This is a genomic window from Cellulomonas sp. IC4_254, assembly GCF_011603975.1.
Lineage (GTDB): Bacteria > Actinomycetota > Actinomycetes > Actinomycetales > Cellulomonadaceae > Cellulomonas.
On sequence record NZ_JAANNB010000095.1, the window covers coordinates 1 to 14,141 of the forward strand.

Below are 14,141 nucleotides of genomic sequence, written 5' to 3' on the forward strand. Positions count from 1 at the left end.
GCGCGCAGGTGCGCCACCGCGACGCACACCCCGTCGGCCCGCGCCACGACCACGTGGTTGCCCGCCACCGCCGCGATCCCCCGCCGCAGCCGACCGGCCTGCCCGAGCGCGTACGGCAGCAGGGTCATCGGCGACCGCCGGCCGCCGTGGTCGGGCTCGCCGTCGTGCGCGACGACCACCGTGCCCGCGACCGGAGACAGCACCGGTCGCCCGAACCCGACGAACTGCCCCGCCGGCTCGACGCCGAGCACCGTCCGCCAGTCGACCGTCCGGGCGCTTCGCCCGTCGGCGTCCACCCCGACCAGGTCGATCGCGTAGCGCAGCCCGAGCAGGTCCGTCCCGTGGCTCGGGACCCGGCGCGCGGGGCTGTTCTCGACCCGCCAGCACCCGTCACCGGGCAGGTCGACCACGACCGCGGAACCCGCACCGTCGCCCCTCACCCGCGCACCTTCCCACGCGGCCGCGCGCGTGCGCCCTCCGACGCCTCTCGCCCCCGCGCGCTCCCTCGCCCGCCACGCGGGCGTCGAGATAGGGCCGCGCGCCCGAGATAGGACGGCGCACGGCCCTATCTCGGCCCGGCGGCCCTCTCTCGGCGACAGGTGTCACCGACGCGTGGGCGGCACGCGGGATGAGCGGGGCGGCGGACGGGCACGCGGGCGCACCGCGAGGTGGCCTCAGGCCTCCCAGCCCGAGGCCGCCGCGACCGTCGCCGCCAGCTCCTCCACCGTGCGACCGTCCGTCGCCACCCGGGTCACCCACGGGCCCGCCGCGCGGTCGAGCAGCTCCGCCGCCGCGGCCGACCGGTCCAGGTGCTCGCGCAGCGCCGACCCGATCTCCCGCGCGCCGAGCCGGGTCCGGATGGTCCGGGCCGACGCCGTCAGCAGCACCCCCGACACCCGCGCCCGGCCGCCCAGCGCCCGGGTCACCAGCTCGCGCTCCAGCACGCTCACCGTGTTGACGTACACGAGCCGCCGGTAGCCGGCCGCGGCGTAGGTGCCCCAGACGGCGCGGAGGTTCGCCTCGGTCAGCGCTGTCCCCTGCGGGTCGGACGGCGGCTTCGGGTACGCCGCGGACAGGTTGTCCCCGTCGACGAGGCAGTGCGCGAGCCCGGCCCGCTGCCACTGCGCCGACAGCTCGAACGCCACCGACGACTTGCCCGAGCCGGACCGCCCGGCGACCAGCAGCACCTCCGGCTCCACCGCCGCGCTCCCCTCCGCCCGCCGCGTCAGTCCGCCGCGACGCCCGCGACGGGCTTGGTCCGCGACCGCCCGGCAGTGTCCTTGAGCACGACGTACTTCAGGTCGACGTGCGGCTCCAGCGCGCTGAACTTGTCGTTGGGCGCACCGATCACGAGCTGGAACCCGAGCCCGCGCCACGCGCCGATCGCCCGGCCGGTGAACCGCGCGTCGGCCTTGATGAGCGCCTCGTCCAGGAACACCGGCGCGTACCGCGGGCGCGGGGCCCCGGCGTCGCCGAGCTGGTACCGCAGGGCCGCGCCGACGATGAACGCCACGAGCTCCTGCGACTCGCCGCCCGACTTCTCGCCGATGTGGTCGTAGAGCGCGACGTGGTTCCCGTCGAGGTCGACCTTCTCGGCGCTCAGCCGCACGTGCCGGCGGACGTCGACCAGGTCGGCGAAGTCCGGGGACGTGCGCCGGATCCGGTCGATGACCTTGGCCATCCGGTGGTACCGGCGCTCGCGCTCGGCGTCGGACGCCTCGGTGGCCAGCAGCTCGTTGAGGTCCTTGAGCTCCTTGCGGAACCGGGCGACCACCGTCGACTGGGTGTCCCGGGCGTCGATGCGCAGCCGGTGGTCGTCGTCGGCGAACGGCAGGTCCGCGAGGATGTCGTTGACCGGCTGGATGCGCTCCTTGATCTCCCGGACCGACCGGCTGAGGCCGTGGTGCAGGTCCGTGAGGTCGTTGCCGGACAGCCGCAGCAGGCTCTTGCGCCACTCGGCCTCGAGCTCGTGCAGCCCGGAGGTCTCCAGCGCCGCGAGGATGCGCGCGAAGTCGGCGTACGAGCCGTCCGGGTCGGTGCCGAGGTTCGGGTCGGGCCAGCGCTCGACGAAGGTCTCGAACGTCCGGCGCAGCGCCTCGCGGGCGGCGCCGATGGTCTGCTGCGCGGCGAGCAGGTCGGTGCGCAGGATCTCGTTCGCCCGCGCCACGGTGCTGTCAAACGCGGCGAGCGCGGCGGCCGGCGCCGGGCGCGACGCACCCGCGCCACCTCCGGACGACCCGCCGAGGAGCGCGTCGAGGTAGGCCCGCTGGTCGTCGCCGACGGTCACGCCCGCGTCCTGCGCCTCGTCCAGGGCGAGCTGCGCGGCGTCGACCTCGTCGGTGATCGTCGACCACCGGCCGCCGAGGTCCTCGACGGAGCCCTTGGTCCGGCCGACCTCCTCGGTCAGGTCGCGGATGGTCTTCTCGAGCTCGACCACCCGCTGCTGCAGCCGGGTCACCTCGGGGTTGCCCGACGTGACGTCCTCGATGACCGTCGCCCACCGGGCGCGCTCGGCCTCGACCGCCGCGACGTCCACCTGGTCCCAGCTCACCGCGTCGAGCTGCTCGTAGGCGCGCAGCTCGACGTCGTGCGCATCCAGCCGGTCCTCGGCGGCCCGCACCTGGCGCTCCGCGTCGTCCAGCCGGGCCTGCGCGGCGGCGATCTGCTCGTCCAGGTGCGCCAGCCGGCGGGTGTTGGTGAACCCCAGGACGTTGGCGCGGCCCTGGCCGCCGTGCGCGCCCCGGCGCCCCTCGGACACCTGGCCCGACCGGGTCAGCGCCTTGGGGTGCTGGGACAGCTCGCCGGGGGTGTCGACGCAGACGAACGCGAACCGGCTCGCCAGCTCGCTGCGCAGCCAGCCGGTGAACGGGCCGCTGCGGAAGTCGAGCCGTCCGGGCAGCGTCCGCGGGTCGAGCGCCACGTCGGACCGCAGGTCCGTGGGCACGCCCTCGAACCGGATGCGTCGCGCCGTCGGCACGGCGTCGATGGCCCGGCGGAACGCGGTCACGTGCGCCGCGTCGATCAGCAGCAGCGTGGCGAACCCGCCCAGCGCCAGGTTGAACGCGTCCCGCCACGGCTCGTGCTCGGTGCGGACCTCGACCAGCTCGGCGACGAACGGCAGCTCCTCGGGCGTGAGCCCGGCCGCCTCGGCCAGCGCCGCGCGCGCCCGGTGCAGGTCGCCCGGGATGTTGTCCTGCCGGCGCGCGACGGCGTCCCGGTCGGAGCGGAGCACCGCCAGGTCGACCCCGGCCGCCTTCTTCTCCGACATCGCGGTGCCGAACTCGGCGCGGGCCTCGGACTTGGCGTCGCCGTCGGCCTGCGCCTGGCGGCCGCGCGCGGCCAGCGCGTCGAACTCCTTCTCGCTCGACACGGTGGTGCCGAACGCGGTGCGCAGCACGTCGTCGAGCCGGCCCCGGGCGCGGGTGACGCGCTCCAGCCGGTCCTCCGTCGCGACGAGCTCGCGCTGCGCGGTGGCCAACCGGTCGCCGCCCGATGACCACAGCGTCTCCCGGACGCCCTCGAGCTCGGACCGCGCGGCGGCGATCCGGCCGGTGGTCTCCGCGGCGCGCTTCTCGGCGTGCTGGTGCTCCCGACCGAGCTCCTCCTCGACGGCGCGCAGCAGGCCGAGCCGGCGCTCGTGCCGCCACAGCGCGGCCGTCGACCGGTCGTCGTCGAACGTGCCGACCCGGTCGATGACGCGCAGCCGCTCGGCCGCCTCGTCCAGCGCCTCGCGGTGCGCGCGGATCGGCTCCAGCGCCTTGACCTGCTGGCGCGCGGTGATCATCTGCTCGCGGGTGCCGGACAGCTTGTCGAACTGCTCGACGACGGCGTCGGCCGTGGCGAACGTGCTCGGCTCCTCCAGCACCATCGCCTTGTACAGCGCGTCGACGGTGGTGATCTGCTGGCCGGCCTGGATGCGCCCGAGCAGGGCGACCGCCTTCGCGCCGTCACCGGTCGCGCCGATGCCGAGCGTCGAGTGCAGCCGCGCGGTGAACTCGCGGTCGGTGTCGAACGGCGTGAGCCCGGCGGCGGTGAGCACGGGGCGCGGGAACCGGTCGGCCGCGGCGGCCTCCAGGTCGCGCAGGTCGAACGGGCCGTCCGCGGTCGCGCGCAGGGCGATGACGTCCTCGAGCGTCCGGGCCGCCGACGGCACGTACCAGGCCCGCACGGCGGTGAGCTCACGGCCGGCCTGGTCCACCCACGTCATCGCGATCGCGGACCAGGTGTCCCGGCCGTCGCCGCGCAGCACCCGCTGCTTCGTGCCGTCCGCGTCCCGCGTCTCGTCGAGCTTGCCGCGCGAGTAGGACAGGATGTTCCGCTGGTCCTTGCCGCGCGGGCGGCCGACGACGCCGCCGTTCGACGCCCCGTTGAACGGCGTCGTGTGCGGCATCAGCAGCGCGATGTACGCGTCCATCAGCGTCGACTTGCCGGAGCCCGAGCCGCCGGACAGCAGCGTCGCGGTCGGCGCGAACCGGACCCGGTGGTGGCCGTCGTAGCCGCCCCAGTTGACGAGCTGCAGGTCGCGGGCGACCCACTGCTGGCCCGTCGACGCGGCCGGGATCAGGCCGAACAGGGTGTCGACCATCGTCATCGTGCGACCTCCTCGGTGGTGCCGTCGGCGGGTGCAGCGGCGGCGGGGGCGGCGGCGGCCTCCTCGAGCGTCGGCCCGAGGTCGACCGGCTCCTCGGCGGACTGGTCACCCTCCGGCGCGACGGCGTCGCCGGCGGGGGCGTCGTCGTCGGCCGCCGCGTCCTCGGCGGCAGCCTCGTCCTCGGCCGCCTCGTCCCCGGCGGGAACCGCGTCGTCGCCCGGCGCCTCGTCCTCCGCCACGGCGCCGCCGGCGCGCACCTGCTCCCGCAGCCACGCGCTCAGCTCCGCCAGCCGGTCGTTGCTCAGCACGACCTCGACCAGCGGCGTGACCCGGTACCGGCCCTCCGACTCCTCCTCGATCACGCCCTCCTTGGCGAGCCGCAGCACCGCCGCGCGGATCTCCCGCTGCCGGGCGGCGACGTTCGTGTCGTCGGGGTCGAAGTAGGTCAGCGCGGTCTGCTCGATCTCCTCGACGTCCACGCGCGCCGAGGTCTCCCCCGCGCCGCGCTCCCGCTGGAACACGGTCCGCAGGTGCACGAGCACCAGGGTCTCGGCGCGGGTGTACGCCTCGTCGCGGAGCAGCACGGGCACGTCGAGCTCGTCGGACCGCACCTGCCGCTTGTACGCGATCCCCCGCTGGTGGTCGACGACCAGGTGCACGAACAGGTCGTGCAGCCGCGACTCGATGACCTGCTGGTTGTCGAGCAGGGTCCGCCACTGCTGCCGGTTCTTCTCGGCCAGCAGGAACCGGCGCTGCAGCAGCCGGACCAGCACGCGGCGGACGTCGGCGTCGAGCGTCCCGGAGTCGCCGGGGAACAGCTCGGCCGGGTCCTCCTCCATCGAGACGGTGTCGATGAACGCCTCGACGTCGTCGGCGCCGGGGACCTCCGGGCGGTCGGCGGTCGTGGTGTCAGTCATCGTCCTCGTCCTTCGTCAGTGTCGTCACGCCGCCGAACGCGAACCGCCGCCGGGTGCCGTCCGGGCGGACCGCGTCCACGAAGGCGACCTCGTCGGTCTCCGTCATGCCGCGCTGGTGGGCGAGCTCCAGCAGGCCGAGCAGGTCGACCGGCCGGCGCAGCGGCTCCGGGGCCGCGTTGAACGCCGCCCCCACGTCGACCGTGCCGGCTCCCCCGGCGAACGCCACCAGGTGCGACCCCAGGTCGGCGTAGTGCGGGCCGCCCCAGGCCAGCGCCTCGGCGGCCGACGCGTCGGAGTCGTCGTCGTCCCACGCCGCGAGCGGGCTCGGCGGCTCGGCCGGGCGCACGTCGCCGGCGGTCTGCCGCAGGTGCTCGACCTCCGCGACCGGCAGCCGGCGGAGCGGGTCGACGGCCTGCCCGCGGCGGGCGCCGGGGACCCACGCCTGCAGGCCGGTCATCACGTCGCGGAGCAGCTCGTCGACCTGGCGGTCGCGCAGCGGGTCGTGGTTGCGCACCTGCGCGGTGATCACGAACGACGCCTCGCGCTGCGCGGTGAACACCTGGTCGAGCCCCTGCTCGATGCGGCGGCCGATGTCCCGGAGCTCCGCGCGCTGCTGGTCGGGCAGCCGCCGCGTGAACCGGTGCCGCAGCACCGTCGACAGCTGGGTGGCGAGCGCGTCGAGCCGCTGCGGGTCGCCGATCAGCCGGAGCGCACCGGCGAACGCACGGCCCTCGGGCGTCGCGTCCATGACGTGCTCGCCGCGCTCCAGGTACTCGCGCAGCACCTCGCCGGTCGGGCGCTCGTCCTGGCGCAGCGCCTGGACGACGTCGCGCTGCATGACCTTGATCGACTCCGCGACGCGGGCGAAGTCGGCCGGCAGCTCCCGCACCAGGTGCAGGACGTTCTCGGCCTCCTCCAGCAGGGTCTCCTCGTCGGTCTGCTCGACCTCGCCCGTCCGCTGGATCCGGTCGAGCTCGCCCCGCAGCCGGGTGATCTCGGCGTCCAGCCGGGCCATCCGCATCATCGCGTCGGGGTCGGCGTCCTCGGCCAGCCGCTCGACCGCGTCGAGCAGCGTCCGGACGCGCGACTGCGACACCCGCGCCCGCGTGCCCCCGGCGCGGCCCGCGACCTCCAGCGCGCCGACGGCGTGCGCCGAGAGGCTGTAGACCTCGACGTCGTCGTCCAGCACCTGCCTCGCCAGCCAGCCGGCGTCGGCCCACTGCCGGCACAGGTCGCGCGCCGACCCGGCCGGCAGGTCGTCCCCGTGCCCGGCCGCGCGCAGCTGCTCGAGGGCGTCGCCGACCTCGGTGTGCGCGTCGGCGACCGGGACCTGCGGGCGCTCGGCCGTGAAGACGAGCGAGAGCAGGGAGACGACGAGGGGGGCGTGCCGCTTGTGGAGCAGGTCCAGCATCGGGTTCTGGAACGCCCGGACGGCGCCCAGGTACGCCCCTTCGGCACGAGTGATCATCGCCGGACAGCGTAGGTGACCGGCGGGGGTGGTCCGGACGCCGGGCCGGGTCGCGATCCGGGACCGAAGTCGCCCACACGTGCGCCGCAGCGCGCGCAGACTGGCTCGATGGGCAGCCGGCCGGACCTCGAGGTGCACCGCCGCCGTGACGACGACGGCGGGTCCGACGTGTCGTCGCCGCTCGGCACGCCGTCCGCCACGGGGCTCGCCGAGCTCGCCGGCACCCGACGGCTGCTGGCGGAGCACCTGCCGGCCGGGGCCGCGGTGCTCGACGTCGGCGGGACGGGCGTGCACGCGTCGTGGCTCGCCGGACGCGGCCACCCCGTCACGCTGGTCGACTCGGCGCCGGAGCGCGTCGCCGCCGCGCGCGACGCGGGCGGCGCCGCGGCCCAGGCCGCCGGCACCCGCACGCTGCGGTTCCCCGACGCCTCGTTCGACGTCGTGCTGCTGCTCGGGCCGCTGCACCACGTCCCCTCCCGCGCCGACCGGCTCGCGCTGCTCGGCGAGGCCCGCCGCGTGCTGCGGCCCGACGGGGTGCTGGTCGCCGGGTTCGCCACCGGGCACGGGCGCACCGCCGCCGCGGTCGCCGGCGAGGTCGAGGACGCGGGGCTGCGGGACGTCACGGTCGCCGGGGTCGGAGGGCGGGGGTCGCGCGCGTTGGCACTGGTGCCGCCGCTCGACCGGCCCGCCTCCGGCGCGGGGGTGCTCGCCGGGCGCGCGACACGGCACCCGGGGGCGCCGGACCCGTCGGGCCACCTGCTGGCCGTGTCGCGCCGCTGACCGCGGCCGGCATGGTCGTGGACGACCGCCGACCGCACGACGTCGGGACGGGCGGGCGGACGGCGCACCTGCGAGCGGGCCTCAGGCGACCAGCGCGAGCCACTCCGCGAGCTCGCCGCCCACCGGGACCAGCGGCAGGCCGACCGCCCGGGCGCCGATCCCGAACCGCGCGGCGACCGGCGCCGCTCGGACGGCCGTCCGGGCCACCAGCCCGCGGGTCGACACCAGGAGGTCGGCCTGCTCGCGGCGCTCCGGGTACAGGCGGGTGCCCGCGGCATACCGCGCGTCGAAGGCGGGGTCCAGCGCGGGCGCGTCCGTCGAGCCGAGGACGTACGTCAGCTCCGCGAGCCGCCCCACCGCGCCGGGGCTGTACTTGGCGTACCGCTCGTCGAACGCGTCGAGGAAGCCGAAGTAGGTGCCGCCCGACCGCAGGGCGTAGCTCAGGTAGACCGTGTCGCCGCCGGCGGTGAGCCGCAGCACCATCGCGTCGCCGTCGCGGCGGAACCCGGCGACGACGTCCCGGAACCACCGGTACGCCACCGGGTCCAGCCCGAGCGCCGCGCCGCCCCGGTCGGCGTCACCCTTCCAGCCCGCCGCCTGGAACGCCGCAAACTCCGCGTCCACCGCGGGGTCGTCGCTCACGTCGTGCAGCTCGACCGGGCCGCCCGCGTCGCGAGCGAGACCGCGCAGCCGGCGGCGCAGGTCCTTGCGCCGCCCGGCGCCCATGTGGTTGGTCGCGAACGGCGGGTCGACCAGCGGCGTGCCGACCGCGGACGCCACCGGCTCCGGCACCGCCGACCGCCGGGCGTAGGCGGTCTCGGTGCGCCGGCGCTCGTGGACGAGCATCCCGCCGCGCGCCACCACCCGGCGCAGCGCCCCGGCGAGCGGCCCGTCGAGCGGGAAGTGCTGCAGCTGGACCAGGCCGGGCAGCCCGACCTCGCGCAGCCCGCCGAGCAGCGCGCCCAGCGCGTCGACCTCGCGCCCCGCCCGGACGAGCGGGTGGTGCCGGTCGGAGTGGGTGGTCATGAACGTGCCGCCGGTGGTGACGGCGCGCAGGGGAACCCCGGGGACCACGGTGGTCGCCGTGAGCGCGAGCAGCGCCAGCCACTCGCCCCCCTCCTCGACGACGAGCAGCCGCACGTCCGCGACGTCCCGGCCGCGGTGGCGCGCCGGGACCAGGAACCGCGGGTCCAGGTAGACGTTGGGCTCGACGGCGGCGTCGGCGAGCCGGCGCCAGGCGCGGACGTCGGCGGCGGTGACGCGGGGCAGCGGGACGAGGCGGGCGTGCACGGTGTCCTCCGGTGCGTCGTTGCCGGTGGGGCATCGGTCGCGGTGAGGCTACTGTCCGGTTTGTACACATTTCCGGCAGTCACAGGGTGAAGCCGGAACCGGCCGCCCGGTCGCGCGCGGCGGTCACAGCCGCGGGCGCAGGACGACCGCCGGACTCCCCCGCCACGTCGGACCAGGTCAGCGGGCCGTCCAGCCGGGGTGGCGGCGCGATCGCGGCGGCCGGCGCTCCCCCGCCCCACCGCGAGGTTCCCCCGAACCGGCGACGCCCGGACGGCCCAGGAACGGGCGCCGCCGGGCGTCCGAGGCGGGCACCCCGGTCGCTCAGGCGTCGAGCAGCTCCGCGCCCGATCGTGGCACGGGACCGGTCAGCGACGTGCGCGTTCCGGCGAGCGGGTCAGTCCCGGGTGCCGGCCCAGTGCGGGTTCGTCATCACCCCGAGCACGTTCCCGAACGGGTCGACCACCGCCGCCGTCCGGAAGCCCTCGCCGCGCGTCGTCGGCGGCTCGTGCACCGTGGCCCCGCGCTCGACGAGCGTCGCGACCGCCGCGTCGACGTCCTCGACGGCCCAGTACGTGTACTGGCCGCCCGGCGTGCGGTCGAGCGCACCCGGGACGAACCGGGCGTCCACGACGCCGAACTCGTCGCCGTCACGGCCCAGCCGCCACTCGAGGTAGCCGTCCCGCACGAAGTACGGCTCGAGGCCGAACAGCGCGGTGTACCAGTCGCGGGCCGCCGCGAGGTCCGCCGCCTGGAAGTTCGACGTCGCCAGTCCCTGGAGCATGGTCGTCCCCGTCCGTCGTCACCGGCCGGACCGCCCGGCCGTACGACCCACGGTGGTCGCGGAAGCGGTCAGGTCCTGACCTCTTCTTGCGGGTGGGCTGCTGGTGGGACCGGGGCCGGGTCGCGGGCACGGCGGCGACACCGAGGACGACGAAGGCCCCGATCCTGGCGGGGATCGGGGCCTTCGTCGTCGCTGTCTCAACGAGTGTCCGGAGGGGGACTTGAACCCCCACGCCCTATACGGGCACTAGCACCTCAAGCTAGCGCGTCTGCCATTCCGCCACCCGGACAGGGTGTACGCCTGACGAGTACGAGGAGCGCTCTTCCGCGCTTCCCGACCCCTCAGGTGCGGCAGAAAACATAGCACGGAGTGGCGGCCGAGCACGCATCCGCAGGTGGGGGCACACTGGCGAGGGCGTCCGGCGGTGCACGGCGGCGGGCGCGTCGCCCAGCAGCGCTCGGAGGTGGGACCCACGATGGCGGAGCAGAGCGGCGCCGACCGGTACGGCACCGGCAGGGCCGGCGGACCGCCCGGATCCGCGTCACGACGGGTCGCGGGCCAGCGCCGGGCCGCGACCGGGGCCGCCCTCGACGACGGCGTGCCGCGCTGGCTGCGGACCTCCGCGGGCATCACCTGGCGGCTGCTCGTCCTGCTCGCCGGCATCTCGCTGGTGTTCTTCGCCACAGCGCAGGTGCAGCTGCTGTTCGTCGCCGTCTTCATCGCGTTCGTGTTCACCGCGGTCCTGCGACCGGTGGTCGAGTTCTACACGCGCGTGATGCCGCGGGCGCTGGCGACGGCCCTCGGGCTGCTGACCGGGTTCCTGGTGCTCGCCGGGATGGTGTTCTACGTCGGCTACTCGGTCGCGAACCAGTGGCAGGCCCTGTCCCGGCAGTTCGGCGACGGCATCGACCAGATCGTCGACTTCCTGGAGAACGGGCCGCTGCCCTTCTCGATCAGCAACGACCAGATCGCCCAGTGGATCGACAACGGGCGGCAGTGGGTCCAGGAGCACGCGGGCGACCTCGCCGGCCAGGTCGCGGCGTCGGCCGGCTCCGTGGTCGAGGTGTTCACGGCGCTGGCGCTGGCGGTCTTCTGCGCGATCTTCTTCCTGGCCCGCGGGCAGGACATGTGGACCTGGTTCGTCAACCAGCTCCCGTCGTCGGTGCGCGACTCGTGGAAGACCGCGGGCGGCGCCGGCTGGTACACGTTCTCGGGCTACACACGCGGCACGGTGATCATCGCCGTCACCGACGGGCTGCTCGCGTTCATCCTGCTGTCCATCATCGGGGTCCCGCTGGCCGCGCCCCTGGCCGTGCTCGTCCTCATCGGCGCGTTCATCCCGCTCATCGGCGCGCCGGCGGCCATGGTGATCGCGATGATCGTGGCCCTGGCCGCCAACGGCCCGATCCAGGCGGCGGTCGTCGGCATCGGCATCGCGCTCATCGGGCAGTTCGAGGGGCACGTGCTGCAGCCGCTCGTCATGGGCAAGCAGGTCTCGCTGCACCCCGTCGTCGTCGCGCTCGCCGTCACCGGCGGCACCCTCACCGCGGGCATCCTCGGCGCGGTCATCGCGGTGCCGCTGGTGTCGGTGGTGTGGGCGATCTGGTCGCGGTTCCACCAGCCCGACCCGCCGATGGAGCCCGAGGAGGCGGCCGAGGAGGTCCGGCCCGTCGACGAGGACGAGGGCGAGGACGCGGCGACGAGCTGACCCCGCGCCGCCGTCGCACGGGGTCCGGCGCGTCGCCCGGCCGCTTCGCGGCGGTGGTCAGCGCACCCGGGCCGGCGCGTCGCCGAGCTGCTCGACGGCGGCGGTCAGCGCACGCACCCCCGCGTCGTCGACCGGCCGCAGCGGCGCCGGCAGCCGACCGAGGTCGGTGCCCAGGACGGGCGCGAGCGCGTGCACCGCCCGCGGGCCGCCGAGCGACGCGACGAGCTGCGCGACCGGCGCGAGCCGCGCCATCAGGGCGCGGGCCTCGTCGGCCCGGCCGGCCACGGCGGCGTCCGCGACCGCGACGTACCACCCGGGCAGGACGCTCGCCAGGCCCGAGTGCCAGGTCCGGGCACCGGCGAGCAGGCCCTCGACGCCGAGCACGTCGCCGCTGCACCCCAGCTCGACCTCCGCAGGCACCGTCGCGGCCAGCGCGGTCACCCGGGCCCGCAGCTCCTCGGCGTCGCTCCCCCGGTCCTTCACGCCGCCGACGCCCGGGACCCGCGCCGCGCGCGCGAGCGTCTCGACCGAGTACCGGAACGTCGTGCTCACCGGGTTGTGGTAGAGCCACACCGGCACGCGGGCCGCGTCCGCGACGCCCGCGACCAGGTCGAGGACCTCGTCGTCGGTGAGCGGCAGGTACGCCAGCGTCGGCAGCAGGACGGCCGACGCACCGGCCCGCTCGGCGACGATCGTGTGCACGACCACCTCGTCCGTCGTGAACGCGCCCACGCCCGCCACGACAGGGACCCGGCCGGCCGCGGCCTCGACGGCGGCCTCGACGACCAGCCGGCGCTCACCGGCCGTGAGGTACGGGTAGCCGCCGGTGCTGCCGAGCACCGCGACGGCGGACGCCCCCGCCGCGACCGCGTCGTCCACCAGGCGCTCCAGCGGGTCGATCACCACCTCGCCCTCCTGGCCGCGCGGGGTGGGCAGGTAGACGGCGAGCGATCCCAGGAGAGGCACGGCGGCAGTCTGGCACGTCGCCCGCGGTCCGTCCGGAAACTGGCGTAGCGCCGTCGCTCCCGGGGTCGCTAGCGTCGAGGAACCGGTTCTGGACGAGGGAGTCGAGGATGAGGCGGGCAGGACGACGGGCACGACGGGTCGGCGGGGCACTGGTGGCGCTGGTGCTGGCGAGCACGGGGACGACCTGGGCCGCGGGCGGCGAGGGGCGCGGTGCCGACGGGGTCGGCACGCGGGCCGCCGACGAGGACGGGGTGCTGGACGGCGTCGACCCGGGCTGGCTGGCGCTGGCCCGCGAGACGCTCGGCGACGGGGACGGCTGGGGTTCGGCGGGGACCGGCACCACCGGCGGCGCGGCGGCGGCCCCGCAGGACGTGCACGTCGTGCGCACGTGGGACGAGCTGCGGGCGGCCCTCGGCGGCGCGGACGCGCACCGGCAGGACGTGCCGCGCATCGTGCTCGTCGCGGGCGAGATCCGCGCGTTCGGGTTCGACGACCCGGCGACCGGCCTGCCCACCTGCGACGACTTCGCGGCGCAGGTGCAGGTCGCCGACGACGACCCGCGCCCGTTCTCGATGGCCGAGTACATCGCCACCTACGACCCCGCCGTCTGGGGCTGGGACCCGCCCACCGGCCCGCTCGAGGAGGCCCGCGCGCGGGCGGCGGCGGTCCAGACCGCGCAGGTGCGGCAGCGTGTCGGGTCCCACGTGACGATCCTGGGGATCGGCGACGACGCGCGGATCGTCGGGGCGCACCTGCACGTGCAGGGCGTCCGCGACGTCATCGTCCGGAACCTGCACCTGTCCGACGCCTACGACTGCTTCCCCGAGTGGGACCCCGACGACACGAGCACCGGCAACTGGAACGCGCTCTACGACAACCTCAGCGTGCACACCACCGAGAACGTCTGGGTCGACCACGTGACCTTCGACGACGGCGACCACCCGCCGGCCTCGCTGCCGACGGTGTTCGGCCGGCCGTTCGAGGTGCACGACGGGCTGCTCGACATCACCCACGAGTCCGACCTCGTGACCGTCTCCTACTCCGTGTTCCGCGACCACGACAAGACGAACCTCGTCGGGTCCGGCGACGGACGCCAGGCGCTCGACGGCGGCCGCCTGCGCGTGACCTGGCACCACAACCTCTGGGACGACGCCGGGCAGCGGCTGCCCCGGGTCCGGTTCGGGGACGTGGACGTCTACAACAACTACGTCCGGGTCACCGACGCGGGTGCCGGGCTGTTCGACTACGCGTGGGGCGTCGGCGTCGAGTCGAGCATCTGGGCGGAGCGGAACGTCTTCGACCTGCCGCCGGACGTCCGCGCCGCGTCGATCGTCAAGCGCTGGGGAGGCACGCGCCTGCACGCGAGCGAGACGCTGGTCAACGGCGTCGAGTTCGACGTCCTGGCGGCGTACAACGACTCTGCTCCCGAGGACGCCCGGCTCGCCGCCGGTGCGCGGTGGGACCCGGTGGCGGCTGGCGTGCGCGGGGGGCCGGTGCACGAGGTGGCGGAGGTCCGGGACGTCGTGCTGGTCGAGGCCGGTGCCGGGGTGCTGCAGCCGGTGACCGAGGAGCCGGGCGCGACGCCCAGCCCCGGACCGACCGACCCGCCGGAGCCCACGGTGCCACCGGGCGGCGGGGGC

Annotated in this window: 9 protein-coding genes, 1 tRNA gene and 2 pseudogenes; 3 read left to right on the forward strand and 9 right to left on the reverse strand. The window is 75.8% G+C overall.

The features are described 5' to 3' along the window. The 5 genes and pseudogenes from G6556_RS10815 to G6556_RS10835 all read right to left on the reverse strand — a co-directional run. Positions 1-440: pseudogene (locus tag G6556_RS10815) on the reverse strand (M23 family peptidase); the annotation flags it as partial. Positions 441-674: 234 nt separating this feature from the next. After that, positions 675-1,199, reverse strand: coding sequence for an adenylyl-sulfate kinase (locus tag G6556_RS10820; RefSeq protein WP_346774837.1), 525 nt, complete (start codon positions 1,197-1,199; stop codon positions 675-677). Between the two features lie 26 nt (positions 1,200-1,225). After that, the gene (locus G6556_RS10825; RefSeq protein WP_166941189.1) at positions 1,226-4,591 is read right to left on the reverse strand and encodes an SbcC/MukB-like Walker B domain-containing protein; all 3,366 of its coding nucleotides are present in this window, start codon (positions 4,589-4,591) and stop codon (positions 1,226-1,228) included. A gap of 257 nt (positions 4,592-4,848) precedes the next feature. Beyond that, a pseudogene (locus G6556_RS19540) lies at positions 4,849-5,430 on the reverse strand (DUF4194 domain-containing protein); the annotation flags it as partial. A gap of 70 nt (positions 5,431-5,500) precedes the next feature. Then, complete coding sequence (locus G6556_RS10835) at positions 5,501-6,976, reverse strand: DUF3375 domain-containing protein (RefSeq protein ID WP_166941193.1); 1,476 nt, start codon at positions 6,974-6,976, stop codon at positions 5,501-5,503. A 108-nt stretch (positions 6,977-7,084) separates the two neighbouring features. Between G6556_RS10835 and G6556_RS10840 the strand changes: the two genes are divergently transcribed. After that, entirely contained in the window at positions 7,085-7,756 is a 672-nt protein-coding gene (locus G6556_RS10840; protein ID WP_166941195.1) for a class I SAM-dependent methyltransferase, read from the forward strand. 81 nt (positions 7,757-7,837) lie between these two features. Here the strand turns inward: G6556_RS10840 and G6556_RS20225 are convergent, their stop codons facing one another. From G6556_RS20225 to G6556_RS10855, 3 genes are all read right to left on the reverse strand, one after another. Beyond that, positions 7,838-9,046, reverse strand: coding sequence for a GNAT family N-acetyltransferase (locus G6556_RS20225; RefSeq protein ID WP_166941197.1), 1,209 nt, complete (start codon positions 9,044-9,046; stop codon positions 7,838-7,840). A 394-nt stretch (positions 9,047-9,440) separates the two neighbouring features. Then, the gene (locus G6556_RS10850; RefSeq protein ID WP_166941199.1) at positions 9,441-9,827 is read right to left on the reverse strand and encodes a VOC family protein; all 387 of its coding nucleotides are present in this window, start codon (positions 9,825-9,827) and stop codon (positions 9,441-9,443) included. Between the two features lie 205 nt (positions 9,828-10,032). Then, positions 10,033-10,116, reverse strand: a tRNA-Leu gene (locus tag G6556_RS10855). A gap of 186 nt (positions 10,117-10,302) precedes the next feature. Here G6556_RS10855 and G6556_RS10860 point away from each other — a divergent pair. After that, positions 10,303-11,535, forward strand: a complete 1,233-nt coding sequence (locus G6556_RS10860) for an AI-2E family transporter (protein ID WP_166941201.1) — start codon at positions 10,303-10,305, stop codon at positions 11,533-11,535. 57 nt (positions 11,536-11,592) lie between these two features. On the opposite strand, the gene G6556_RS10865 is transcribed toward G6556_RS10860, so the two are convergent. Continuing rightward, entirely contained in the window at positions 11,593-12,501 is a 909-nt protein-coding gene (locus G6556_RS10865; protein WP_346774838.1) for a dihydrodipicolinate synthase family protein, read from the reverse strand. A gap of 107 nt (positions 12,502-12,608) precedes the next feature. On the opposite strand from G6556_RS10865, the gene G6556_RS10870 reads away from it, so the two are divergent. Further along, a partial coding sequence (locus G6556_RS10870; protein WP_166941203.1) for a polysaccharide lyase family 1 protein occupies positions 12,609-14,141 on the forward strand: 1,533 nt, incomplete at its 3' end.

What these genes read in the sequence shown, in the direction of transcription:
- G6556_RS10825 (WP_166941189.1), bottom strand. Translation starts at nt 4,591, where the DNA reads ATGACGATGGTCGACACCCTGTTCGGCCTGATCCCGGCCGCGTCGACG.
- G6556_RS10835 (WP_166941193.1), bottom strand. Translation starts at nt 6,976, where the DNA reads ATGATCACTCGTGCCGAAGGGGCGTACCTGGGCGCCGTCCGGGCGTTC.
- G6556_RS10840 (WP_166941195.1), top strand. Translation starts at nt 7,085, where the DNA reads ATGGGCAGCCGGCCGGACCTCGAGGTGCACCGCCGCCGTGACGACGAC.
- G6556_RS10850 (WP_166941199.1), bottom strand. Translation starts at nt 9,827, where the DNA reads ATGCTCCAGGGACTGGCGACGTCGAACTTCCAGGCGGCGGACCTCGCG.
- G6556_RS10860 (WP_166941201.1), top strand. Translation starts at nt 10,303, where the DNA reads ATGGCGGAGCAGAGCGGCGCCGACCGGTACGGCACCGGCAGGGCCGGC.